Source organism: Terrimonas alba, assembly GCF_042434975.1.
GTDB classification, from domain to species: Bacteria; Bacteroidota; Bacteroidia; order Chitinophagales; family Chitinophagaceae; genus Terrimonas_B; species Terrimonas_B alba.
In genome coordinates, this window is record NZ_JBHMQM010000005.1 from 327,639 (window position 1) to 352,645 (window position 25,007).

Here is a 25,007-nt window from a genome sequence, read left to right on the forward strand (position 1 = left end):
CTATATTTGCAGCTCAATATCAACCTAATGACCATCCATAAAGAAGGATATCCTACGTTAGCCTGGAGCGCCATCATTTTAGCTGTGATCAACCTGCTTTCATTTTACCTGTTAAGTTTTGACTACCCGGTTATTACTGCCATCATTGCCCTTGTCACCGTTGGGTTGTTTATTTTCCTGGTTTCCTTTTTCCGTGTTCCTAAAAGAGTGCCTACGATCAATGAAAACGCTATCGTTGCCCCGGCTGATGGTAAAGTAGTGACCATTGAAGAGGTTCAGGCTGATGAATATTTTAATGATCGCCGCATACAGGTTTCTATTTTTATGAGCCCACTAAATGTGCATGTCAACCGCAACCCGGTAAGTGGTGAAGTCATGTATAGCAAATACCACAAAGGAAAATATTTAGTGGCCTGGCACCCGAAATCATCTACAGAAAACGAACGGCATAGTGTTGTGTATAGGAAAGATGGAAAAGAAATTTTGGTAAAACAAATTGCGGGAGCATTGGCCAAACGAATTGTGAACTATTTACAGGCCGGACAGGTGGTGAAACAAACGGATGAAATGGGTTTTATTAAGTTTGGTTCAAGAGTTGATCTCTTGTTGCCTCTCGGCACTAAAATAAATGTCAAGATTGGCGATACTCCGCAGGGTGGGGTAACCGTGATTGCAGAATGGTAGAACCCTCTAAATCTCCCTAAAGGGAGACTTGCCCATCCACAGACCCGGATAATTGAATTTTCTGCTCGTAGCTCAAAGCTCATCGCTCGAAGCTTTCTAAAATATTTCTTCCAACTCCTTTAATGAACTCACGGTATACGTAGGTTTGAAATCCGTGGTTATTCCGGTATGATTCACAAAGACCTGGTCGATGCCGGCATTCATAGCGCCTACTATATCCACTTCAATAGTATCACCGATCATAATGCTGGTAGCAGGAATGGCATTCGTTTTTTGAAAGGCGTATTCAAAAATCTCTTTGTTGGGTTTTATGCTATTGGAGCCTTCGGAAGTGATTACTTCTTTAAAAAATCCTGCGAGACCGGAATGTTTTAGCTTATTGTGTTGCACGGTTTCAAAGCCATTCGTAATGAGATGCAGCTCGTAGTTTTTATCAGCCAGGTATTGTAGTATTTCTTTGGTGTGAGGAAATAAGATATTGCGGGTGGGTAAAAGGTCCAGGAATTGCACATTCATCTTTTCGGATAATTCTTCATCAGCTATTTTGAAATCAAGCAAGGCCAGCCGCATTCTTTTTATTCTCAGTTCATCCTGCCTGATCAATCCTTTTCGGTAATGTTCCCAGAGATGATCATTATGAGCCAGGTAGTTTTTATAAAACAGCGTGAAATCATGTACGCCTCTTTCCTGCAAATTCAAATCTTCGTACAAGGTTTCAAGAGTAAGTCGGGCATTAGCTTCAAAGTCCCACAGGGTATGATCCAGATCGAAGAAAAGATGTTTGTATTTCATCTTGCAAAATACGAACTACGATTTGCATAAAAAAAGTTCGTACTTCGTATTCCAAACTTCATTGTTATGAATATTGTAATTACCGGTGCATCAAAAGGAATTGGAAAGGCAATCGCTGAAAAATTCGCAGACGACAAACAAGGGCATAGTTTTTTTTTATGCTCCCGTAATATAGAATCGCTGCAGGCAACAGGCAAAGAATTGCAGGGACGTTTTCCCCGCACCAGTATCTATACCCGGCAATGCGATGTAAGTATAAAAGAAGAAGTAAAAAAATTCGCAAACTGGGTGATGGAACAGGTGGATAGAATTGACATCCTGGTAAATAATGCAGGACCCTTTGTTCCCGGTAATGTGTATGATGAAGAAGACGGTGTGTTGGAAGAAATGTTAGCTGCTCACCTGCTGGGCCCCTATCATCTCACCCGGATGTTTATACCCGGCATGGTCAAACAGAAGAGTGGTCATATCTTCAATATTTGCTCGATAGCTTCCTTGCAGGCTTATCCCAATGGCGGTTCTTACAGTATCAGCAAATTTGCTTTGGCAGGTTTCTCTAAGAATCTGCGGCATGAAATGAAGCCTTTTGGAGTAAAGGTAACGGCAGTTTACCCCGGTGCAGCTTACACCGATTCATGGAAAGATGCCGGCATCGATCCTCAGCGGATCATGCAGGCAGAGGATATTGCCCGGATGGTTTATGCAACAGCTTTGCTTTCGCCACAGGCATGTGTGGAAGATATTGTGATGAGGCCGCAATTAGGTGACCTTTGAACCCCTGCCCCTAAAGGGGAAAATTTTCAAAATAGGAAAAACTTTTCCATTCATCCCATTTGCGTTATTTCTCATTTATGGTTTTTTATTTTTAGTAAATGATTTGATGAGGAAATTTTTGTCACATACAATCATTTTTTTATTGTCGATGCAGCCTTATATCTGCACACAGGCGCAATTGGTTTTTAAAACTATTGTGACGCAGGGTCCGATTGTGGCGGGTGAACCTTTCCAGGTGCAGTATGTGCTGGAAAACCTGGACAAAGAAGACGAATTTTTCCCACCGGATTTTAAAGGATTTAGGTCTGTCAGCGGACCAAATGTCTATGTTGGATCAGCATATGGCATTGATGGCGCCAGCAAACTAAAAAATATTGTGTATACCCTTGTAGCGGCAAAGCCTGGCAAGTTCATTATTCCCGGCGCAGCCGCAAGAGTTGGAGATAACTATATAAAAAGTCAGAATGCGGAGATCGAAGTACTGAGTAAAGCTGCGGCAGGTGGCCACGGCTCGCAGCAGGAATTGGCAGAGCCTAATGAAGATTATTTCTTAGCACCCGGGGAAGACCCTTATGAAAAAATGCGCCACAATCTTTTTATGAAAGTGGCGGTTGACAAAAGGGCCTGCTATGTTGGCGAGCCGGTCACTGCTATTTTCAAGTTGTATTCAAGACTGGAATCCAAATCAGACATCGTTAAGAACCCGGGATTTTATGGATTTACGGTGCAGGATATGATCAGCCTGAACAATAAAATGATGACGACCGAAGTAGTAGGAGGGAAAAAATTCGATGTTCATGTTGTCAGGAAAGTGCAATTGTATCCATTGCAGGCGGGACTGTTTACCATTGATCCAATGGAGGTGCAGAATAAAGTGGAGTTTTCAAAAAGTGCTGTGCACAAAAAAACGGAACAGGAAATCGTAGAAGGTGTTTTGCCGGAGACAAGAAGTATTGAAAAAGAAAATACGGTGGTCTATGAAAATAATATGAGTACTGAACCGATTGCTATTGCGGTAAAAGCAACGCCATCAAAGAATAAACCTGCCGAATACAATGGCGCCACTGGCAAATTTTCTATTGATGCGTATGTAGAAAAGAGTGAATTGGCAAAAAATGAAGAGGCCGACTTCGTCATCACCATAAGCGGTAAAGGAAATTTTACCCAGTTATCTCCGCCTGCTGTGCAATGGTCTGCAGGAATTGAAGGTTTTGAACCCATCGTCAAAGATTATTTATCACATGAAAACTCCCCAATGACCGGAAGGCGGGAATTTCATTTCCGGTTTGTATCCGCCAAACCCGGCAGGTATGAGCTGCCAGCTATCAGTTTTTCTTTTTTCAATCCCGATAGCAATGGCTACAAAAAGCTAATCACTAAACCGATCAGTATTAGTGTAACCGGTAAAGAAAAAAAGTTTGTTGCGGAAGAAAAAAATAATAGACTGATCTCCCCGGGAAAGGGTGCCTATAAAAAATGGAGTTTATTGGCCCTGTTGATTGCACTCGGAACCTTGCTATTTTTTTGGATAAGAAAGAAGAAAAAAATCAAACCAGTGCCGGAAATGCGGGAAACAAAACCTGCGCCAACTATTCAATGGTTACAACCTGCCTTCATTTTGTCTGAAGCAGACGACAAAACTTTTTATACCAGTCTGCGAAACTGTGTCTGGACTTTTCTCAGCGAGCAGTTCAATTTAAGAGGAAGCAAAGCCAATAAAGCAAATTTGTTGCAGGCGATGAACGAGGCGGGAATTGCAGGCGGAGAACAAAAGGAGATGCTGGATATTTTGGAGCAATGTGAGATGGATATTTTTATCAATGCAGATACTAACGGGACGGCTAAAATGAAGTTGCTGGAAAGAGCCCAATCATCCATAGAGAAAATAAGCCAGCGAACAAGGCAATAAGTTTTTTACTCAGAATATTTGTAGCCCACTCCTCTTACCGAATGGAAATACCTGGGGTTCCGGCTATCATCTTCAAAATATTTCCGGAAGTTCAATATAAAATTATCGATGGTACGGGTAGTGGGGTATACATTATACCCCCAAACAGCCTGTAATATTTTTTCTCTTGGCACTACTTCATTTTTATTTTCAATGAGTAGTTTGAGCAGCATGGTTTCTTTTTTACTCAATTGTATCTTCTGACCAGATTTGGTGGAAGCTTCCTGGGCTTTAAAGTCAATCAGGTTATCACCAAATGAATAAGTATTGCCAACAGTAGACCTGTCCTGCAGTTTTTTATTTTTATTAATGAGTTTGTGCACCCTTAGCAGAAGCTCTTCCAGGTTGAAGGGTTTGGTCAAATAATCATCAGCTCCTTTTTTTAAACCCAGCACCCTGTCGGCGCTGCTGTTTTTAGCACTCAGAATAAGTATGGGAACTTCGTTATTACTGATTCGGATCGTTTCAGCCACATTAATGCCATCCATTTCCGGGAGCATTACATCCAGGATGATCAGGTCAAAATATTCGTTGTTAATGGTATTCAGAGCAGACGCTCCGTCAAAAGCCGATGTTACCTCGTACCCTTCAAGCTCCAGGTTTAGTTTTAAAGCTTCATGAAGATTTTCTTCATCCTCCACCAAAAGAATAGATGGTTTTTTTTCCCGGCTCATGACCTTTTTATTGTAAATAAACTGATCTCATTTAAGTTGTTTCATCTTATAGCGATAACCCATTTCAGATAAAAAATCTGACAACAAAAGTACTGCCGCGGGGAGTATTGTTTGTCACCGAAATGTCCGCATTATGATCGTCAGCTATCTTGCTGCAAAGGTACAGGCCCAGGCCGGTGCCTTTTGTTTTCCTGGTAGCTTCGCTGCCAATTCGGTAGAACTTATAAAATATTTTCTTCTTCTCTTCATCCGGAATACCCGGCCCTTCATCGGTGATTTCCAATTCCACTACGGTATCTGTTTTCTTCAGCGATGCTTTTATCGGTGTCTCCTTAGGCGAATACTTGATCGCATTTTCAATAAGGTTGTTGATCAATATCTGTAAAAGCAGCGGATCGCCTTTTACTTCCGTATCCGGTTCTATATTTTCTGTAAACTCTTTTTCCGGGAAACGGTTTCTGAAATCATGGAGGCAGTCTTTTAATAGATCCGAGAGGTCCAGTTCCTCTTTTGAAAATTGATAACCACCGCCTTCCAGTTGTGAAGAAATTAAAATATTATTGGTTAGAAAATTCAGTCGCGAGGTCTCTTCGAGTGTAGTATGAATAAGCCTTTTTTGTTTTTCAGGGTCAAGGGCATATTTCTGCATCGTTTCCAGGTTGAGCCGGGCGACGGCAATGGGTGTTTTCAGTTCATGCGTTACCGCCATCATAAAATTTTGCTGCTGTTGTTGTAATTTGAATTGACGCCGGACGGTTCGGAAGACAAACATGGCGGCTATCACAATCAGGGCGAAAAAGAAAAGCCCTTCACTAACATGTTTGACAGCTTCCCTTTTTTTAAAATCGGCAATTAAGTTGTATTCGGCCTGGTAGAGCTGCGGCGAGGAACTGCTATCGATAGTGGCGTTTAATTGTTTGAGTTTAAAATCAGCGAGGGCATTGCTCTGGCTTTGCAGTGAAATAAACCACCAGGCTAATGCGGCAACAATATAAATAAGCATGAGCCAGTAAATAATCGTTGCCCTTCTTATTTTTTTTCGGCTGGTTCCTGGCATTTATCGTTTTATTTCTTTTCAATACGCAAACCTGCGTTTAAAACATTTTCGAGCGGATCCTCCCGCATGATCTGCTCTATCGTGAATGTATAATTGCCGGCTCTTAAACTTTGATCGGGGCCAAGGGGAATTCTATGCTCATAAATATCGTCCATGCCGGTACCGAGCCAGCCTTTATCATTGGTGGCCAACACCAGGTTTTGTTGTATTTTCTGGACAGTATCCTGTCCCGGCCCTTTGACATACACATTGATGAAAATATTATTGAAATTATATTTCTCATTGTGGCGCAAGATGAAAAATAAGCGATAAGGCGCTGAAGTGTCTTTTATCGTAAAATCAAACGACGGCTTAAAGCTGCTTTTCCATTGATGGCCGGGAATGGTTACACTTTTTTCATACAAGTCAATGGTGGTGCAGGAAACAGCTACGAGCTGCGGGATAAGAGCAACCAGCAGAACAGGTTTGATGGACGTAAAAAATTTCAAGAGTAGTTTTTTGCAAATATAATTAAGAAACGACCCGTTAGACCTGTAGCCCGGGACTACAAGCCAGCAGCGTTTTATTTACAGCACATTTAAAACCTGCTCTTTCGCCTTTTCCAGTTCATCTTTCATGATTACCACCAGCTTTTGAATGGCGGAATCATAGGCTTTTGACCCGGTGGTATTTATTTCCCGCCCTATCTCCTGCAGAATAAATGATAGCTTCTTACCCTTCGATTCATCATTTTCATTGAGCAGGGAAATAAAATAATCGCAATGGTTTTTCAACCTCACCTGTTCTTCCGTGATGTCTATTTTCTCAATGTAATAGATAAGCTCCTGTTCCAGCCGGTTATCATCGTAGTTTTCTTTGCCTACATTTTCTTCCAATAGCTTGGTGATACCCTCCCTGATCTTTTTTTGCCGGAGAGGTTCCAGCTTGATGACCTCCTGCTGGTTGTCGAGAATGTTATTGATCCGGATCACCAACTCATCTTCCAGCGACTTGCCCTCATCCAGCCTGTGCTGGTTGATGTTTTCTATGGCAGACAATAGTATCGCTTTGAATTCATTCCATTCAGTGTCGCTTAATGTATCGCTCCCCGGCGTGATCACTTCGGGCAATTTTACCAGGGTGCTGAGTATATGCGATGGATCGAGACCCAGATCCGCCGAGAGTTCCGATAATGATTTATAATAGGCCTTTGCCAGGTCGGTGTTAATGGTTACAGGTTTGGCAGATCCCGTTTCTTTAAGACTAATGATGCAATCAACACTTCCCCGGCCTAACCGTTCTGAAAGTAAGCGGCGAATGTCAAACTCATAAGTCTTCAGGATTGCAGGTAAGCGGAGTTGCAATTCAAATTGTTTTCCATTGAGGGACTTGATGTCGATAAGAAAGGTTTTGTCTCCCACGTTATTTTCGGCTCTTCCGAAGCCGGTCATGGATTTCAGCATGTATAGGATTTTTGATTGGCTATAAAGATATTTTATTATTGCTTACCAATATTACTATAGTAGTGATCTGCTTTTTTCTTTTCTTATTTGTTTGTGATGTGGTCTGCGCAACAATAGTTTGATTATCCGAAAAACAACAATGCATTATTCAAATAACCCGGTTTATATTTTCTTATTACTCCCCTTTAGAGGTGGGAGTAAATAAGAATCCCTCCGATTACTCGAAGGGATCATTATAATGGATGGGTTAGTAAGTACAGGGAAACGAATTTCCCAACACAATATTAAATATAATTTTTACTATCTAAAAAATTTTTATTAAGAATTTTATTCACATTTTGTTTTGGCTTGTGGATAAGGACAAAGCTTTTTACTACCGATTAAATGATGATGATGGAAGATCTTCTTATCATCGTTTACTTCAACCAATGAATTTTATTTTTTTCAATCGCCTGTAACATTGATGCAGCAAGCGTTTCATTGCGCAACTTTTACTGAATGGTATTTAATGTCAATGAAAATCCATTCTTACAAAGTCAGTTATCAATTCAATTTAATGACGGCAAACTGTAATAAAGACGACGGAAAATATTTTTAAAATTTCTTGCGGAGCTCAGTAAACCCGAAGAAAAAATGATCTCTATCGGAATAATCCGGCTGTTTATACCATTTACCTTTGCGCAAATCATTCCTGTATGCGTTTTGATAAACCCGTTCCGCTTACAACAATTGCTGCACTGATCGGTGCAGAGTTAATTGGTAATACCAGTGCCTCTGCAACCGGGATAAATGAAATACATAAAGTAGAAGAAGGTGATTTGGTATTTGTGGATCATCCAAAGTACTATGACAAGTGTATTCATTCCGCTGCCAGCTTTATAATTATCAATCAGCAAACCGATTTTCCTTCCGGCAAGGCTTTGCTGGTTACACCCGAACCTTTCGAGGCATATCAAACTATAGTGAAACATTTCCGGCCATTTAATCCCTCGATGCAGCTGCTCAGTTCTTCCTATTCAGCTGGTGAGGGAACAGTAATAATGCCCAATGCCTATATCGGCAATCAGGTAACAATCGGGAAAAATTGTGTAATCTATCCCAATGTGACGATATTGGATCATTGTGTGATCGGGGATGATGTAGTGATACAGGCAGGAACAGTGATTGGCAGTGATGCGTTTTATTACAATAAAAAAACCAACCGTGATATTCACTATAAAAAAATGCTGAGTTGTGGCAGGGTGGTTATAGAAAACGGCGTTGAAATAGGAGCCGGTTGCACCATTGACAGGGGAGTGAGTGGTGATACCCGGATAGGAGCAGGTACCAAAATCGATAACCTGGTGCATATCGGGCACGATACAGTAGTAGGTAAGAACTGCTTGTTTGCAGCTCAGGTAGGCATTGCCGGCGCAACAACCATTGAAGATAATGTGATACTCTGGGGGCAGGTGGGAGTAAGTAAAACGCTAACCATAGGAAAAGATGCGGTGGTATATGCACAGAGTGGGGTGAAAGATTCAATTGCAGGCGGCAAAGTATATTTCGGCTCACCCGTGGAAGATGCCAGGGAAAAAATGAAAGAGTTCGTTTGGATAAAACGTATCCCGCAACTTTGGGAAAAAGTAATGAAACCCTCTAAATAAATCTCCCTAAAGGGAGACTTGCTGTCGCACAGACCCGGATAGTTGAATAGCTTTATTGATCTTGAAACTACTAATGCAGAAATTAAGAATCAATAATATTTTGCGCGGGCTGTGCATTGGTGGCCGCCCTTTAGGGGGGCGGGAGGGTTTCTAATAATCATATGGCAACTGGTCCGCTAAGTTCTTCCAACTCCAGTATCCCTGGTTGATCCAGTCTTTCTGATCGTAATAATATCCGTTTTCTTTAATGGCAATAGCATCCGTCATATCGATATAGGAAAGTTGAACCGGCACATTCCTGGGAAGTTTAAACTGTTTCAGGTATTCCGACTCCGGCCGCATTTTGGTATAGGTGATGCTGATCTTTCGTGGAAACCAGATTTCAATCTGCATCGTGCTATCCAATGCTCCATAATAAGTGGTATCATAAATATTTTCAACGCGGTTGAATTTTTTATTGTCATTCTCGTCCAGCAAATCAATAGTGAATCCTTCCTCTAATAAAGCGCTGTCATAATAACTCCGCATGAAATGAAGTTTTGATCCACCATAGGCTTTTTCCCGGTTTGCTGCCCATACCTTTTTTAGGCTGTCCTCACCCTCCATCTCAGTGTACAGGCAAAATCCGCGGTAAGAGTTGATATTATTATTGTAGTTATAGATAAATGAGTCCAATTGGTACCGAAGATTATAGCCGAGAGCTTTATTTTCAATTTGCAAAGGTTCGGTGGCCAATACCCTCAGCTTATTACTTTTCTTCAGCAGGTAAAACTTCAGCACTTCCGGGTTTAAGAGTGTTGTTTTAGCGGCATTAGGTGTAGTACCTATAAAATGATCCATAAAAAAGCCGCCATATTTTGTCCAGCCGTCTTTTACTTCGTTACTTGTTTTAATAATCACTTCTCCCAGGCTCTTTTCTTCTTTTGCCATTTCGATATCGGGTATTTTGCTATCGGCATGACTGATGCGTATCTGCTTTGTTTGATAGCCGGTATAGCTGATGATCAGTTCATACCCCCCGGATTTTAACTGAAGTGAAAACTCTCCTTGTTTATTAGTGGTGGTACCGATCGTGGTGTTTTGACAATACACTGAAGCGCCGTTCAAAGGTTCTTTACTCTCCGCATCCACAATTTTACCTTCTACGGTAAACTGGCCATAAACAAGAGTTGAAAATAATGATACCAGGAAAAAAAGTATCAAACGTAGTTTTTGCATAGAAACTGAGTTAATGTTTAAAGATACGAATTGCCAGTCGGTGGAGATAGCGTAGTTCCGCTGTGGAAATTACTTTTAAGTTTTTGCTTGTTGTTAATAAATGCTTAAACGATGGAGCGATGTTTGTTAGTGTTGCACAGCACCAAGGTTGTGTAAGTATTTCCGACAGGCTTCTTCGATGGTTTGCTCCAGGGGAGTAAAAGAAAAATCAGGTACTGCCTGTAAAAACTTATGATTGTCAAAATAAGTTTGGCTTAGTGCGACCTTAATGCTGTCTCTTGTTAACAACGGCTTATGGCCCGAGATCATCGATTTTAATTTTTCCAGTCGGCGGGCCGCATTTAAAATAAAGGGAGTGGTGAGGCGGCTAGGTTTTGGTTTACCCATGTTTTCGGCAATAGTATCCTGCAGTTTTTTAAAGGGCCAGTTTTCGCCGTTGATCAGGTAGCGTTGTTCAGTGATATCAGACTCCATCAATGCAATAGTAGCCCGGGCCACATCCTGCACATCCACAAAACCGTTAATGCCAGGGGCAAACCATTTGAACCCATCGTATACTTTTTTAAAAATGGAGCAGCTGCTGGTATTCCAGTCACCATAACCTAAAAATGTGCTGGGATTAAGAATGACACCTTCAAGTCCTTCGCTAAAGCCACGCCACACTTCAAGCTCTGCTTTGTATTTGCTTTTACCGTAATGAGTATTGACACCGTTTTCGTCCCATTTTTTTTCCTCATCCACTTTGCCCCCATGTGCGGTTCTACCCAATGCAGCGACCGAACTGATATGGATAAAGCGGCTGATATTTTTTTCCAGCGACATATTTACCACGTTGGCTGTTCCTTCGACATTCACATGATACATGTTCGCTCTGTGTTTTTTGTCAAAAGAAACAATAGCCGCACTGTGTATCACTTTGTCAACTCCATCCATTGCATCTTCTAATGAAATCACATCCAGTATGTCGCCATCTACCCACTCAACCTGGTTAAAAATTTCTTTGGAAATATAAAAGGGAAGTTGCTGGCTGCGCCGGATAGCACGAACAGCATATTTTCGTTCAACTAATTCTTTGATGAGATAAGCACCAAGAAACCCCGTGCCACCGGTTACAAGTATTTTATTCGACAAGTTGACAAATTAATAACTGCGAAGATACCTATATCATTCTTTTTCCCGATCAACTAGTATTGGTAATAGCCCTTTCCCGTTTTCCTTCCCAGCTCTCCTTTTTCCACTTTTTCCTGCTGAATAAACGAAGGTTTCAATCTTTCCGGGTGATTCAATTGTTCGTATACCGAACAGCTAACTGCATAATTAATATCATTGCCAATCAGATCCATCAGCTTAAATGGTCCCATTTTAAAACCCGATGCTTCCAACAGATTATCTATAGTTGCAAAATCAGCAGTGCCTTCTTCTGCCAGGCGCAATGCTTCAATATAATAAGGTCTTGCCACCCGGTTTACAATAAAGCCGGGGGAATCTTTACAAACAACCGGTGTTTTTCCCATTTGCCTGGCAAGGGCAATAATAATTCGTGTTGTTTCTTCATTCGTGTAATTCGTGTTCACTACTTCTACCAGCTTCATGATTGGCGCCGGGTTAAAAAAATGCATCCCGATAACCCGTTCCGGATTTTTTACCTGCTTCGCAATATCAGCTATGGATAATGAGGAGGTATTGCTGGCAAATATGGCATCAACCTTATTCAATTCTGCTAATTGATTAAATAGTGAAATTTTTACCTCCGGCTTTTCGATAATGGCTTCGATAAAAACATCCGCCCTGCATTGATTGATATCACCGGTAAATTGTATCCGGGCTATTATTTCCTGCTTACCTGCTTCATCGAGCTTGCTTTTTTCAACCAGCGTTTGCAGACTTTTCTCAATGGAAGACTTTGCTTTTTCTAAAACAGATGGGTTCAGCTCATACAAAATGGTAGCTACACCAGACTGAGCGGCTACCTGTGCAATTCCGCTACCCATAGTGCCGGCGCCACAGATGCAAATTGTCTGAACCATGATTTGGGCAGATTGATTGGATTAAAGGGATATTAATAAGTTCACCCTATATCGAGCTCGTAAACTGCTTCAAAAACCTGACATCGTTCTCACTGAATAAGCGAATATCATTGATGCCATATTTCAAAATAGCGGGTCGTTCGATACCCATACCAAATGCAAAGCCGGTGTATTTATTGGGATCGATACCGCAGTTGGATAATACATTGGGATGAACCATACCGCAACCCAATATTTCTACCCAGCCTGTTTTCTTACAAATATTGCAACCGCTGCCTCCACAGATAAAACAACTCACATCCATTTCAGCACTTGGTTCTGTGAAAGGGAAATAAGACGGGCGGAAACGAACCTTTACATCCTTGCCATACATTTCTTTTACAAAAAAATATAAGGTTTGTTTCAGGTCGGCGAAAGAAACATTTTCATCGATGTATAAACCTTCTACCTGGTGAAAAAAGCAATGGCTTCTGGCACTCACTGTTTCGTTGCGATACACACGGCCGGGCATTAACATGCGGATCGGCAGTTTGCCTTTTTCCATTTCGCGAATCTGGACGCTGCTGGTATGGGTACGCAAAACCCAATCGGGATTTTGCTGTATATAAAAAGTATCCTGCATGTCGCGGGCAGGATGATGCGGAGGTAAATTCAATGCGCCGAAATTATGCCAGTCATCTTCGATCTCGGGACCTTCAGCTACAGCAAAACCCAAACGCTGGAAAATGGATACGATCCGGTTTTTCATCAACGTTACCGGGTGGCGGCTACCAATGGGAATAGGATCACCGGGAAGTGAAAGGTCTATTAGGTTGCTGGTTCCCGCTTGCTGGTTGTTCGCTGCTTCTTTTAATTGCGCATATTTTTCTTCGGTGAAAACTTTGAATTCATTGAGAATCTGACCGAATTCTTTTTTCTTTTCAACTGGTACCGTTTTCATTTCACCCATGATGGCTTTCACAATGCCCTTCGTGCCCAGGTATTTAATGCGAAATTCTTCTACCTGCTTTTCGTCGGTAGCCTTGAATGCACTGATCTCTTGTTTATATTCTTCTATCTGCTGTAACAATTGCTCCATAGCGGCAAAAATAAGTCAGAACTCCGATTTTTTAGATTTAAATGATTTTGGCGAAGCCTTACCTGGAATGCTCTTTTAATCCTATCGATCTATCTAAATCCCGGTTCAGATATTTATCTTGCAACCATGTCAGACTATTTAAACATTTCCGACTTTCTGTCTCCTATTAACCTGCATGAGATCTCCAACGATGAAGGTTATAAGGATGGTCAGCTCGGAAGGATCATCCCGGTATATGATGAAGAATTTCCTGAACTGGATGAAGTGCAAATCGTTCTGGTGGGTTGCGCCGAACAGCGGGGCAGTGGGCTGATCGGTGGAGAGAGTAAAGCTCCCGATATTATCCGAAGGCATTTTTACCAGCTTTATTATTGGCATACAGATATCCGTATGGCGGATATTGGTAATGTAAAAGCGGGTTCGTCCTTTGGTGATTCGTATGCAGCGTTGAAGACGGTGATCAATGAGCTAATGAATGATGGCAAAACGGTGATCATTCTTGGAGGCTCGCATGATCTCACGCTGGCACAATACCACGCTTATACCGGTAATAAAAAATCGATCGAAGCCTCCTGCGTGGATGCATTGATTGATTTGAATATTGATTCACCTTTCAGGCATGAAAATTTTTTGATGGAAATGCTGACCGGTGAGCCAAACTACCTGCGACATTATAATCATATCGCCTTTCAAAGTTATTATGTGCATCCGCGGATGCTGGAGACTATGGACAAACTACGGTTTGATTGCTTCCGGGTGGGACATGTGAAAGAAAGCATTGAAGAAATGGAACCGGTAATCCGCAATAGTGATCTCTTCTCGTTCGACCTATCAGCTATTGCCAGTGCGTATGCGCCGGCCAATACTGTTTCTCCCAATGGGCTGAATGGCGAGGAAGCTTGTGTGCTGATGCGCTATGCGGGTATGAGTCAGAATGTAAAAAGCATTGGAGTTTATGGTTACAATGCACAACATGATAGGGATGAACTGACCGCCAGGCAAATCAGCCAGATGCTTTGGTATGTGATCGATGGCCGCAGCCGCGGCAAACGGGAAGCCCAGCTACATGAGAAAGAATCGTTCAATGAATATCACATGGCTTTTGCGGAAATAGAAACCACGTTTTTACAAAGCAAAAAAACGGGAAGATGGTGGATGCAGCTACCTGACCATCGTTATATCGCCTGCAGTTATAAAGATTACTTATTGGCAAGCAGTAATGAAATACCGGAGCGTTGGTTGAGGGCTCAGGAGAGAGGATAATGCCCCTGTCTCCGCCGCGGCGGAGAACTTAGTTTGAAGGTGTCTTTGATTTATAAATTTCATCAGGCTGTTAGGTGAAATACATCCAGGTTGATACGTGTTTACTTCTGAAAAGCCTATATGACCAGGACATGAATTTCGTTCAGCATGACAAGGAGCAACAAGATGAAAGTGGTTATTGATACAAATGTTTTACTGGAATCCATATCAAACCGGTCGCCCTGGCACTGGTTTTATAAAGCCATAACTGAGAAGAAAGTAGAGGTTTACCTGACGACGGAAATATTACACGAGTATGAAGAAAAAATTGAAGAACACTGGTCGCTTGAAGTTGCAAGAGCCGTGGTCAAAACGCTTACAAAATTATCTTCCGTGCATTTCATTAACACTTATTTCCGGCTTCAACTGATAACTAAGGATGCAGCCGATAATAAATTTACAGATTGTGCTTTTGCCGCTGATGCGGATTATTTAATAACCAATGACAGGCATTTTGATATTTTGAAAACAATAAATTTTCCAAAGATCAACACGTTGCGGCTGGAAGAATTTGAGCCCTTCCTGGATGAAAACAAAGAAAAATAATCAATATACATGAGCAACTCTATTATCAAAACCGGTATTTGTTCCTATGGCATGAGCGGCAAATTATTTCATGCGCCATTTATTCAAAACCATCCGGGTTTCGAATTGACAGCAATCGTAGAACGAAGTAAAAACGAATCGAGAGAAAAATACCCTGATTCCAGGTTATGCCGGTCAGTTGATGAACTAATCGCTGATGAATCTCTTCAACTTATTATCGTTAACACACCTGTGCAAACACATTTTGACTATGCAAAGAAAGCTCTTGGGGCAGGTAAACATGTTATTGTTGAAAAGCCATTTACCGTTACTTCGAAGGAAGCCGAAGAATTGGTTGCACTTGCCGGTGAAAATAACGTAATGCTGTTCGTGTATCAAAATCGTCGATATGACGGCGACTATAAAATGGTAAAAGACGTATTGGAGAATAAATTGTTAGGAGAAATAAAAGAAGTGGAGATCCGGTATGACCGTTACCGACCTGAAATAAGTTATAAAGTTCATAAAGAAACAGATCTGCCCGGTGCTGGTACTACTTACGACCTGGGTGCCCATTTGATTGATCAGTCTTTACAATTGTTTGGCCAACCACAGTCACTGTTTGCCGATATGATGGCGATGCGGGATGGAAGCCCGGTAGATGATTATTTTGAACTCCTTTTATACTACCCTACTTTCCGGGTTCGGTTAAAAGGTACCTGCTTTGCAAAAGAACCGGTGCCGGAATATATCCTGAATGGTGCAAAAGGAACTTTTTTACAGAAACGTTCCGACTTACAGGAAACGCAGTTACTGAAAGGGATAACACCAACAATAGACACTTGGTGTCCTGCGCCGGAAGAACCAGATGGTTTTTTAAATATTGTTGCAGATGGAAAAGAAATAAAAGAAAAAAGGCTATCAACTCCCGGGAATTACATGAGTTACTTTACCGATATACACATGGCCATCCACCGGGTGGCGCCCAATCCTGTCCCCGGAACAGACGGTGTGAAGATTATTCGCATTATTGAAGCGGCAAAGCAAAGCGCCAAAGAAGGACGAATTATAAACGTTCATTAACCAATTCTCAATGCTCAATTTTCAATTCAGGAAAACTGGTTCTTGTTTTTCGTATTTCGTAGTTCTTACTTCGTATTTACTTCTTGCTTCTTGTTCTGTTCAAAAGACGATAGCCAAATCTGCAGATAAGGATGTGCTGGATGTACCCGCCTTGCAAACAGCACATGTAGGCATCAGCATTTATGAGCCAACTACAAATAAATATTGGTACGATTACCAGGGCGATAAATATTTTGTTCCCGCGAGTAATGCCAAGATACCGACTTGCTATGCTGCGATGAAATATTTGGGGGATAGTTTGGTCGGACTAAGGTATGTTGGCTTTCAGAATAATAAAGGCGAAAAATCATTCTGGTTGCAACCGACGGGTGACCCGACTTTACTACACCCGGATTTTGCAAAGCAACCAGTAATTGATTTTTTCAAAAAAGATACAGCTGCTGAATATTTATTGACTACCGCTCATCAATGGGAAGATACACCCTGGGGTGCCGGCTGGTCATGGGGTGACTATGCGACTTATTATATGGCTGAGCGAAGCCAGTTTCCTATCTATGGAAATGTGGTGCATATTCAGGGATCGGAAAAGGGTATTAACATCTTTCCCGGCCAGTTTGAATTTGCTTACGACGGAAAAGAATCAGCTCCCGGTTTTGACAGAAGCAGCAATAAATATTCTTTTAACCGGGTAATGTGTGAAAACAAATTTTTATGGAAGCCGGACTCATCGGCTATAAAAAATGAAGAAATACCTTTTATTACCTCTACTGCATTAGCTATTTCATTATTAAAAGATACTGTGCGGGGCTTGAAGCTGGCAATGTCTGAAAACACTTCATTAAAGAATGCAAAAAAGATTTTCTCTCAACGAACTGATGCGATGCTCAGCCTCATGATGCATCGGAGTGATAACTTCTTTGCCGAGCAGGCACTACAAATGGTCAGCAATGAGCGGCTGGGTGTGATGAATGATGCAAAGATTATTGATACTATCTTAAAAACAGATTTTAAAGACCTGCCTCAAAAACCGAGATGGGTGGATGGCTCCGGTCTCAGTCGTTATAATTTATTTACACCACAGGATTTTGTTGTTATTCTAAATAGGATGAGACAAGAATTTGGGATGGAACGCATCAAAATTATTTTCCCGACCGGTGGCAGGGGCACACTCGATAATTATTATGTTGCAGACAGCAACTTTATCTATGCCAAAACAGGAACGCTTTCCGGAGTAGTCGCTATCAGCGGCTTTTTATACACGAAGAAAAACAGGCAATTAATTTTTTCCGTGCTGGTCAACAATCACCGGGCTTCACCCACTGATGTAAGAAAGGCAGTGGAGAAGTTTTTGCAGCAGGTGAGGAATAAATATTAGCTGCCTTCTCCCGATACCAACGTATCGTCGGGACCATCTTATCACAGCCCTCGCTTTTCGAAGATTACTATGAAAGCTTAATTCTCCTGTCAGAAAATTTCAAAATCAATAAACCTTCCCGAATATCCGATCTGTGCGGCGGCAAGTCTTCCGCCGCGGCGGAGAGATTTAGAGGGTTTTAAACATTCTCTCCAACTGCTCCTGCTTAAATTCTAAATAAGTTGGATTGCCATCAGGCGTTGAATTAGACTGTTCACAAGCAAACAGATCAGTGACCAATTGTTTCATTTCTCTTTCTGTTAATCGTGTTCCGGTCTTAATTGCCTGTTGTCTTGCCAGCGAACGAACTAATTTTTCTCTTTTTGAAAATTTTAATTCGGGGTTGAAGTGTTTGTATTGTTCAATCAAAAGGTCGAGCACCTGTTTTTCATTGCCGGCGTCGAGGTCCGCAGGAGTGCCCTGTATGACAAAAGTATTTTTACCAAATGGCTCGATCATGTAGCCCAGTTCCTGCAGGTCACTCATCAGTTCTTCCAGTATCACTGCATCAGCAGGTGCCAACTCTATAGTGGATGGAAACATGCTTCGTTGTGTGGCAATAGGCTTACCCTGACCAGCAGCTTTTAATTGATCATACAATACTCTTTCATGCGCTGATTGCTGGTTGATTAGCATAAATCCTTTTGAAGAAGGAACGACAATATAGGTATTGAGTAATTGGGTCAATTCGAGGTCTGAGGTCTGGTGTCCGAAGTCTGATATATGAATTGGATCACTCGTTTGAGAATATTCTTCCGGCTTCTGATCTCGGTCTGCCAACTGCCAACTGCCAACTTCTGACTTCTGACCTCCGGTCTCTGGCCTCTTCCCTCCATCTTCATAGAACTCCCGCCAATGTTTTAATTCAGCTTTTTTCGATGGCTCGATAAAATGAGCCTGGTTTTTTTGCGTAAAGCCTTTGAAGAGTGACGAAGATGATGCCGCTGATTGTTTTTCTTCTGTAAAGGGTTGTTGAATGGAAGGTAGCTGTTGTATCGACGCATCGAGGTCAAAATCCAGCGCAGGGGTAACACTGTACTGGGCCAATGCATGTTTCACCGCTGCCTGCACAAACGCATAAATGATCTTCTCGTCTTCAAATTTTATTTCCTGTTTGGTAGGATGCACATTCACATCTATTACCGCAGGATCAAGATCGATGAATAACACATACATGGGGAAGCTGTCAATAGCTACCATTTCCTGGTAGGCATTCATCACCGCATGGTTCAGGTAGGCACTTTTGATAAAGCGGCTATTGACGAAGAAGTATTGATCACCCCTGGTTTTCTTGGCCGTATCAGGCTTGCCAACAAAACCATAAATATTCATGTAATCCGTTTCTTCTTTTACTGATACCAGTTTCGTATTGTAAGTATTGCCGAGTAATTGAATAATTCGTTGTTTCAGGCTGCCAGCCTCCAGGTGAAAAACCTGCTGACCATTACTGATCAATGAAAAGAAAATATGCGGAAAAGACAGGGCCACTCTTGTAAACTCATCCACAATATGCCGCATTTCGGCAGCATTGCTTTTTAAAAAATTTCTTCTTGCCGGCACATTGAAGAATAGATTCTTCATAGCGATATTAGTGCCATTCGGTACAGCAACCGGTTCCTGCTTTTTTACAACACTATTCTCTACTTCTATATAAACCCCCGCCTCATCTTCCGCTCTTTTGGTTTTTAATTCTACCTGGGCCACCGCTGCAATGGAGGCCAAGGCCTCACCCCGAAAACCCATGGTGCGAATATGAAAGAGATCGTCGATGCTGGTGATCTTAGACGTAGCATGCCGTTCGAAACACATTCTTGCATCTGTTTCGCTCATGCCGCTTCCATTATCAATTACCTGCAATAATGATTTACCTGAATCATTGATGATTAATTTGATTTCAGTGGCTCCTGCATCGACCGCATTTTCCAGCAATTCCTTTACTGCACTGGCAGGTCGCTGTATCACTTCACCAGCTGCTATCTGGTTGGCTATGTTATCGGGTAATAATAGAATCTTATCTGGCACAATTAATTTTCTCCGCCGGCAAAAATAGCAATTTGCCTTTTAAGCAACTCTTCACGATTTCCTGGCATCAAAACAATTAATTTTAGCGGTGTTTTACTTATATAGAATAATTTACTATCATAATGATAAAAAGAGCATTATTTCTGCTGTTTTTTGCGACTCCACTTCTTTCAACTGCACAGTATAAAAGTGGGCTTTCCGCCAACGCCTGGGTCGATAGTGTTTTTAATAGCCTTAGCAAGGAAGAAAGGATTGCACAACTAATGGTCATCAGGGCTCATTCCAATCTCGGTCCTGATCATATTACGAAAGTGACCAATGATATTCAAAAATATAATGTGGGCGCCTTATGTTTTTTCCAGGGCGGCCCGGTACGACAAGCTGACCTGACCAATGCCTATCAAAGCATGGCCAAAACGCCGTTGATGATTACTATAGACGGCGAATGGGGGTTGGGCATGCGACTCGACAGTGTTACCAAATTTCCTTACCAGCTCACACTCGGTGCATTAAATGATGATGAGCTGGTTTATAAAATGGGGTTGGCAGTAGGGGAGCAATGTAAGCGTTTGGGTGTGCATGTGAACTATGCACCAGTGGTAGATATTAATAACAATCCCAATAACCCTGTCATTGGTTATCGTTCTTTTGGAGAAGATAAAACTAAAGTGGCCCGGTTTGGCGTGGCTTATATGAAAGGAATGCAGGATGCCGGCATCATGGCCTGCGCCAAACATTTTCCCGGCCACGGGGATGTGGATGTCGATTCGCATTACGATCTGCCCATTGTCAACAAAAGCATTGAGCAACTGCAGGAAACAGAATTAATGCCTTTCAAAGCATTATTTGATGCAGGTGTGGGCAGCGTTATGATTGCCCATCTTTCTATTCCAGCTATCGACAGCACCCCTAACCGGGCCACCTCTATTTCAACGAATGCAGTAACAGGATTACTGAAATACGAACTTGGGTACAGGGGTCTTGTGTTTACAGATGCACTGGAGATGAAGGGAGTGGCAAAATATTTTCCCGGTGGCACGATTGCCGTTGAGTCGCTGATTGCCGGCAATGATATGCTTTGCCTGCCCGAAGATGTGGAACAAACAATTGATGCGGTAAAAAATGCCATCAAAGAAAAAACACTCAGCTGGGACGATATCAATGAGAAAGTAAAAAAAGTGTTGAAAGCGAAATATGAGCTTGGCTTGTATCAATGGCAGCCCATCAATACAGAGAACCTGTTGGAAGATCTGAATGCAAAAACAAACGAAATACGATTTGAGGTGGCAAAAAATTCGTTGACTGTATTACGAAATGAATCCAAAGCTTTTCCTGTCACCGGCAAAAGAAAAATAGCTTACGTGGGAATCGGGATAGCCGAACTAAATGCATTCGGCAAAAGGTTAAAAGAAGATAAGGATGCGGATACCTATTTCTTTTCCTATAAAGATGAGGACCCGGAAAGAATTTTAACTGCCATTAAAGAGGGCAAGTATGAATCAATTGTGATCGGCGTACATGACTATAATCTAAGGCCGGCGAATAATTACCTGATCAGTCCTGTTGCGGTCAACCTCGTGAAAGAATTACAATCCTTCAATGCCGCCACTTTTGTGTTTGGCAATGTGCTGGCCATTTCCAATTTCTGCGATGCAACTAACCTTATTGCCTGTTACCAGGATGATGATATCACCCAACAAGCGGCCGCTGATCTGTTGGAATCAAAGATTGTTTCCATGGGTAGGTTGCCGGTAAGCGTTTGTGGTTTTAAGCCCGGGGCCGGCATTGTACACGGAGGTGTAAAACCGGTGCGGGCCAGCCTTCCGCCAAATAAATTAGATGCTATTGACTCTATCGTTGCCGATGCGATTGCCAAAAAAGCATTTCCCGGTTGCGTGGTACTGGCGGTACACAAGGGAAAAATTTTGTACAATAAGGCATTTGGCAATTATGAGTACGACTCTTCGCCGGCCATGAATGTGGAGAGCATTTTTGACCTGGCATCAGTGACAAAAATTTCTGCGACCACTGTTGCCGTCATGAAATTATATGAACAGGGAAAACTGGATCTGAAAAAAAGATTGGGCAATTACCTGCCTGCGGTGAGGGGCACTAATAAGGCTTCACTACAGATTGATGATATACTCATGCACCAGGCGGGATTGGTTCCTTTTATTTCTTTTTATAAGGAAACGATCGATTCTGTCACCGGCGCTCCCAATCCAGCTTTGTATAGCGACAAAAAGAAGCCGGGCTTTGAATACCGGGTGGCTGAAAACCTATACCTGCGCAATGATTGGGAAGATACATTGATGAGCCGGATTGCAGCGAGTCCGCTGGGCCCTGCCAATAAATATGTGTACAGCGATAATGATTTTATTTATTTAGGTAAAGTGGTGGAAGCCATTACCGGTATGCCGCTGAATGAGTATGTAGAAAAAACTTTTTATCGCCGGATGGGAATGCGGACGACTGGCTTTAAACCCAGGGCCGAATTTGCGGTTGATAAAATTGTCCCGACTGAAAAAGAAGAACATTTTCGCCGTCAGTTGATACGGGGAGATGTGCATGATGAAGGAGCATCGATGTTTGGCGGTGTGGCGGGACATGCCGGCTTATTTTCCGATGCATATGATTTGGCGATGCTTTACCAGATGTTATTGAATGGGGGAGTTTTTAATGGCGAACGATATTTTAAAAAAGAAACGATCGAATTATTCACCGCCTATCACAGCAAAACAAGCCGCCGCGGCCTTGGTTTTGATAAACCGGAGAAAGATAATGCTAAGAGACCGGAGCCCTATCCATCAGCCAGTGCCTCAGCGGAAACTTTTGGTCATACCGGTTTTACGGGCACCTGCGTATGGGTAGATCCGAAAGCAAACCTGGTGTATGTATTTCTTTCCAACCGGGTAAATCCAACGAGAGACAATCCACGTTTTGGACAAATGAATATCAGGCCGAAGATACAGGAGGTGTTGTATAGTGTGATAAAGGACTAAGTATATCGTTTCATAACATTAAAATCGCTTTCAGAAAATGTTTGCACATCAAGAACAAGCTTGAAATTAAGTAAACGGTAGATAGGTTGTTTCTATTTATCAAGTTTCCACCAGTCAACAAGCCCGAAATCGGTCAACAGTTGGCAAACATTTCCGGCATTGTCAATACCAACATATGTTGCATAGCATCCATCGCCATAGCCAGTTGAAAATGTAGCAAGGTTATGTGTTTCGAACTCATGAATATATCCTACATTTCCATTTTTCTCAGCTTTGGTTATGAAAACATCTTTCCATTCAGCATGGCTCTTTTGATTAAAAGATTTGTTTGCAATTGAATCAATAAATATTCCAGTGCCAGCATCAACACCATAGCAATAAAAACTTGTATCCTTTAGTGGAATTGGTTTTTGCCCTTCCTTTAGAGCAAGCTCCCATTTTGAAACAGGGTTATTTGAAAAAGTTATTCTACTGAATGCAACTCTTTCATAATTGGATGTCTTTGCTATTGCAAGAGTCACTAGGAATTGGCCGATTGGAAAAACTTGAGTAAAGGGCCTGGAATCATGCATAACAATCGGGTCACATGCTATGATTTTTCCACTTTCAATTTTTATTTTGCCTAACTCATAGCTATGAAAAATATAAGTAATGTCGTCTTGTTTTGCCTTGGTATCCGCATGAAATGCAGCTGCAAAGATTTGAGGATATGTTTTACCCGGGAAAGTAGTCGTTAGATAAGGCTTTGAAGTATCTAACCGATTCGTCTCAAAACTAAATTGGCTTTTTTTTATTAGCTGGTTGTTGTTACATGAAGACAAAATTATCAATGCTGATAAGAATGGTATTGCTGATATCATAAGATTGCTTACAATTGTCGATACTCTTCGTTAAAGCGGGATCTTTTTTCTGTGTTAGTCTATGTAATCTGTGCCCCAAAAATCAATTTCCCTTGTGCGGCGGTCTCTGTTGCCTCGGCCCTTGCGGTCTTTGTTGTTGAGGTCTGTTTTGATTGGCTCCACCTTGCTGACCCTGGCCTCCCTGTGGTCTTTGCGGCCTGTTGCCCTGTGGTTGTTGAGCCCTGTTGCCACCTGCGTTGGCCGAAGGTTGTTGTCTTCTGTCACCCCCTGAGCCTGCCGAAGGTTGCTGTTGCTGTTTTCCCCCCGGCCCTTTTTGCTTCTGTTGATGACGACGTTTCTTTTCCGCTTTCTCCAATGTCTGCAAGCTAATCTGTCCAACCAGGTCAGCCATTTCAGGCTCCACTTCTTTTGGTTTGGAAGAAACTACTTCTACCGGTTCCAGTTCTTCTGGGAAGACGCCCTGGTGGTTCAGCGACCTGATTTTTACCACCCGTTCAATACTTAGCGGGTATTGTTTATTGCTATCCGGCAACGTGTACCACATCAGGTTTTTGAAAATATCTTTCTTCGCCAAAAATGCCGTACCCCTCGCTATTCTGAGTGTATCACAGTTGTCAGGGAAATGTTGCAAGGCATCCAGGTAAGTATCGAGCTCATAATTCAAACAACATTTCAAACGTCCACATTGCCCACTTAGCTTTGCCTGGTTGATCGAAAGATTCTGGTAACGTGCCGCTGCCGTATTCACCGATTTAAAATCAGTGAGCCAGGTACTGCAACAAAGTTCACGGCCACAACTACCAATGCCACCCACTTTACCCGCTTCCTGCCTTGCACCTATCTGGCGCATTTCCACTTTTACTTTAAACTCCGATGCATATACTTTGATCAGTTCCCGAAAATCGACACGACCATCGGCGATATAAAAGAAAGTTGCTTTTCTGCCATCTGCCTGCATTTCTACCTGGCTGATCTTCATCTCCAGTTTCAACTGTTTCGCAATAGCACGGCTGCGAATCACCGCCTCCGGTTCGCGGGCTTTATTTTGTGACATCAGGTCAAGGTCACGGTCGCTGGCGGGGCGCAGCACTTTTTTCATTTCAGGATTATCTTCCCTGGCGCCACGTTTTTTCATTTGCAGCCTGACGATCTCGCCGGTTAGTGAAACCTCACCCACATCAAAACCACTCACCCCTTCCACGGCAATCATATCGCCTTTTTCATATTGCTGGAGAGAAGGGTTTCTGAAAAAATCTTTCCGGGTTCCTTTATTAAAGCTTACTTCAATCACTTTACAGGCACTGTCCATATCTGCTATGGGCAGGTTATGAAGCCAGTCGTATGTATTCATACGGTTGCACCCGCCGGTACTGCATCCGCCGTTGCTTTTACATCCGCTTGGTTTACCGCCTGTAGCGGTACCGCAACTTGTACAACCCATTGTAGTTATTACTTTGTA

Annotated in this window: 21 protein-coding genes; 9 read left to right on the plus strand and 12 right to left on the minus strand. The window is 42.2% G+C overall.

Annotated features, from left to right (window positions below; genetic code table 11):
- The first annotated feature begins 27 nt into the window (after window positions 1–27).
- Complete coding sequence (locus ACFEL9_RS16380; RefSeq protein ID WP_385892244.1) at window positions 28–684, plus strand: phosphatidylserine decarboxylase family protein; 657 nt, start codon at window positions 28–30, stop codon at window positions 682–684.
- A 96-nt stretch (window positions 685–780) separates the two neighbouring features.
- On the opposite strand, the gene ACFEL9_RS16385 is transcribed toward ACFEL9_RS16380, so the two are convergent.
- Window positions 781–1,476, minus strand: a complete 696-nt coding sequence (locus ACFEL9_RS16385) for a YjjG family noncanonical pyrimidine nucleotidase (RefSeq protein ID WP_385892247.1) — start codon at window positions 1,474–1,476, stop codon at window positions 781–783.
- A gap of 66 nt (window positions 1,477–1,542) precedes the next feature.
- Here ACFEL9_RS16385 and ACFEL9_RS16390 point away from each other — a divergent pair, with 66 nt between their 5' ends.
- Together ACFEL9_RS16390 and ACFEL9_RS16395 are read left to right on the plus strand one after the other, a co-directional pair.
- On the plus strand, window positions 1,543–2,250 hold the full coding sequence (locus ACFEL9_RS16390; protein ID WP_385892249.1) for an SDR family oxidoreductase: 708 nt from the start codon (window positions 1,543–1,545) through the stop codon (window positions 2,248–2,250).
- A 106-nt stretch (window positions 2,251–2,356) separates the two neighbouring features.
- Entirely contained in the window at window positions 2,357–4,159 is a 1,803-nt protein-coding gene (locus tag ACFEL9_RS16395) for a BatD family protein (RefSeq protein WP_385892252.1), read from the plus strand.
- A gap of 5 nt (window positions 4,160–4,164) precedes the next feature.
- On the opposite strand, the gene ACFEL9_RS16400 is transcribed toward ACFEL9_RS16395, so the two are convergent.
- From ACFEL9_RS16400 to ACFEL9_RS16415, 4 genes are all read right to left on the minus strand, one after another.
- Window positions 4,165–4,872, minus strand: coding sequence for a response regulator transcription factor (locus ACFEL9_RS16400; protein ID WP_385892253.1), 708 nt, complete (start codon window positions 4,870–4,872; stop codon window positions 4,165–4,167).
- A gap of 64 nt (window positions 4,873–4,936) precedes the next feature.
- The gene (locus ACFEL9_RS16405; RefSeq protein WP_385892256.1) at window positions 4,937–5,929 is read right to left on the minus strand and encodes a sensor histidine kinase; all 993 of its coding nucleotides are present in this window, start codon (window positions 5,927–5,929) and stop codon (window positions 4,937–4,939) included.
- An 8-nt stretch (window positions 5,930–5,937) separates the two neighbouring features.
- Window positions 5,938–6,417 (minus strand): gliding motility lipoprotein GldH, encoded by a 480-nt coding sequence (locus tag ACFEL9_RS16410; protein WP_385892257.1) that lies wholly within the window; start codon window positions 6,415–6,417, stop codon window positions 5,938–5,940.
- 78 nt (window positions 6,418–6,495) lie between these two features.
- Window positions 6,496–7,371 carry a YicC/YloC family endoribonuclease gene (locus tag ACFEL9_RS16415; RefSeq protein WP_385892260.1) on the minus strand — a complete coding sequence of 292 codons (876 nt, stop codon included), beginning with the start codon at window positions 7,369–7,371 and terminating at the stop codon, window positions 6,496–6,498.
- Window positions 7,372–8,066: 695 nt separating this feature from the next.
- Here ACFEL9_RS16415 and ACFEL9_RS16420 point away from each other — a divergent pair.
- Window positions 8,067–9,017: a UDP-3-O-(3-hydroxymyristoyl)glucosamine N-acyltransferase gene (locus ACFEL9_RS16420; RefSeq protein WP_385892262.1), complete on the plus strand. Its 951-nt coding sequence runs from the start codon at window positions 8,067–8,069 to the stop codon at window positions 9,015–9,017.
- 150 nt (window positions 9,018–9,167) lie between these two features.
- Here the strand turns inward: ACFEL9_RS16420 and ACFEL9_RS16425 are convergent, their stop codons facing one another.
- The 4 genes from ACFEL9_RS16425 to ACFEL9_RS16440 all read right to left on the minus strand — a co-directional run bounded on the left by ACFEL9_RS16425 (window position 9,168) and on the right by ACFEL9_RS16440 (window position 13,340).
- Entirely contained in the window at window positions 9,168–10,235 is a 1,068-nt protein-coding gene (locus tag ACFEL9_RS16425; RefSeq protein ID WP_385892265.1) for a carboxypeptidase-like regulatory domain-containing protein, read from the minus strand.
- 126 nt (window positions 10,236–10,361) lie between these two features.
- Entirely contained in the window at window positions 10,362–11,366 is a 1,005-nt protein-coding gene (locus ACFEL9_RS16430) for an NAD-dependent epimerase/dehydratase family protein (protein WP_385892267.1), read from the minus strand.
- A gap of 53 nt (window positions 11,367–11,419) precedes the next feature.
- Window positions 11,420–12,262, minus strand: coding sequence for a 3-hydroxyacyl-CoA dehydrogenase family protein (locus tag ACFEL9_RS16435; protein ID WP_385892269.1), 843 nt, complete (start codon window positions 12,260–12,262; stop codon window positions 11,420–11,422).
- A gap of 46 nt (window positions 12,263–12,308) precedes the next feature.
- Entirely contained in the window at window positions 12,309–13,340 is a 1,032-nt protein-coding gene (locus ACFEL9_RS16440; RefSeq protein ID WP_385892272.1) for a phenylalanine--tRNA ligase subunit alpha, read from the minus strand.
- A 126-nt stretch (window positions 13,341–13,466) separates the two neighbouring features.
- On the opposite strand from ACFEL9_RS16440, the gene ACFEL9_RS16445 reads away from it, so the two are divergent.
- The 4 genes from ACFEL9_RS16445 (at window position 13,467) to ACFEL9_RS16460 (ending at window position 17,625) form a co-directional block, all read left to right on the plus strand.
- Window positions 13,467–14,603 carry a formimidoylglutamase gene (locus ACFEL9_RS16445; RefSeq protein ID WP_385892275.1) on the plus strand — a complete coding sequence of 379 codons (1,137 nt, stop codon included), beginning with the start codon at window positions 13,467–13,469 and terminating at the stop codon, window positions 14,601–14,603.
- A 147-nt stretch (window positions 14,604–14,750) separates the two neighbouring features.
- Window positions 14,751–15,188: a putative toxin-antitoxin system toxin component, PIN family gene (locus tag ACFEL9_RS16450; protein ID WP_385892277.1), complete on the plus strand. Its 438-nt coding sequence runs from the start codon at window positions 14,751–14,753 to the stop codon at window positions 15,186–15,188.
- A 9-nt stretch (window positions 15,189–15,197) separates the two neighbouring features.
- The gene (locus tag ACFEL9_RS16455; RefSeq protein ID WP_385892280.1) at window positions 15,198–16,250 is read left to right on the plus strand and encodes a Gfo/Idh/MocA family oxidoreductase; all 1,053 of its coding nucleotides are present in this window, start codon (window positions 15,198–15,200) and stop codon (window positions 16,248–16,250) included.
- 10 nt (window positions 16,251–16,260) lie between these two features.
- Window positions 16,261–17,625: a D-alanyl-D-alanine carboxypeptidase gene (locus ACFEL9_RS16460; RefSeq protein WP_385892283.1), complete on the plus strand. Its 1,365-nt coding sequence runs from the start codon at window positions 16,261–16,263 to the stop codon at window positions 17,623–17,625.
- Between the two features lie 168 nt (window positions 17,626–17,793).
- On the opposite strand, the gene mutL is transcribed toward ACFEL9_RS16460, so the two are convergent.
- Window positions 17,794–19,686 carry a DNA mismatch repair endonuclease MutL gene (mutL, locus tag ACFEL9_RS16465; protein WP_385892285.1) on the minus strand — a complete coding sequence of 631 codons (1,893 nt, stop codon included), beginning with the start codon at window positions 19,684–19,686 and terminating at the stop codon, window positions 17,794–17,796.
- 122 nt (window positions 19,687–19,808) lie between these two features.
- Here mutL and ACFEL9_RS16470 point away from each other — a divergent pair, with 122 nt between their 5' ends.
- On the plus strand, window positions 19,809–22,688 hold the full coding sequence (locus tag ACFEL9_RS16470; RefSeq protein WP_385892288.1) for a serine hydrolase domain-containing protein: 2,880 nt from the start codon (window positions 19,809–19,811) through the stop codon (window positions 22,686–22,688).
- A 92-nt stretch (window positions 22,689–22,780) separates the two neighbouring features.
- On the opposite strand, the gene ACFEL9_RS16475 is transcribed toward ACFEL9_RS16470, so the two are convergent.
- Entirely contained in the window at window positions 22,781–23,548 is a 768-nt protein-coding gene (locus tag ACFEL9_RS16475) for a DUF4241 domain-containing protein (protein WP_385892290.1), read from the minus strand.
- Window positions 23,549–23,630: 82 nt separating this feature from the next.
- Window positions 23,631–24,989 carry a PSP1 domain-containing protein gene (locus ACFEL9_RS16480; RefSeq protein ID WP_385892293.1) on the minus strand — a complete coding sequence of 453 codons (1,359 nt, stop codon included), beginning with the start codon at window positions 24,987–24,989 and terminating at the stop codon, window positions 23,631–23,633.
- Window positions 24,990–25,007: the final 18 nt, after the last annotated feature.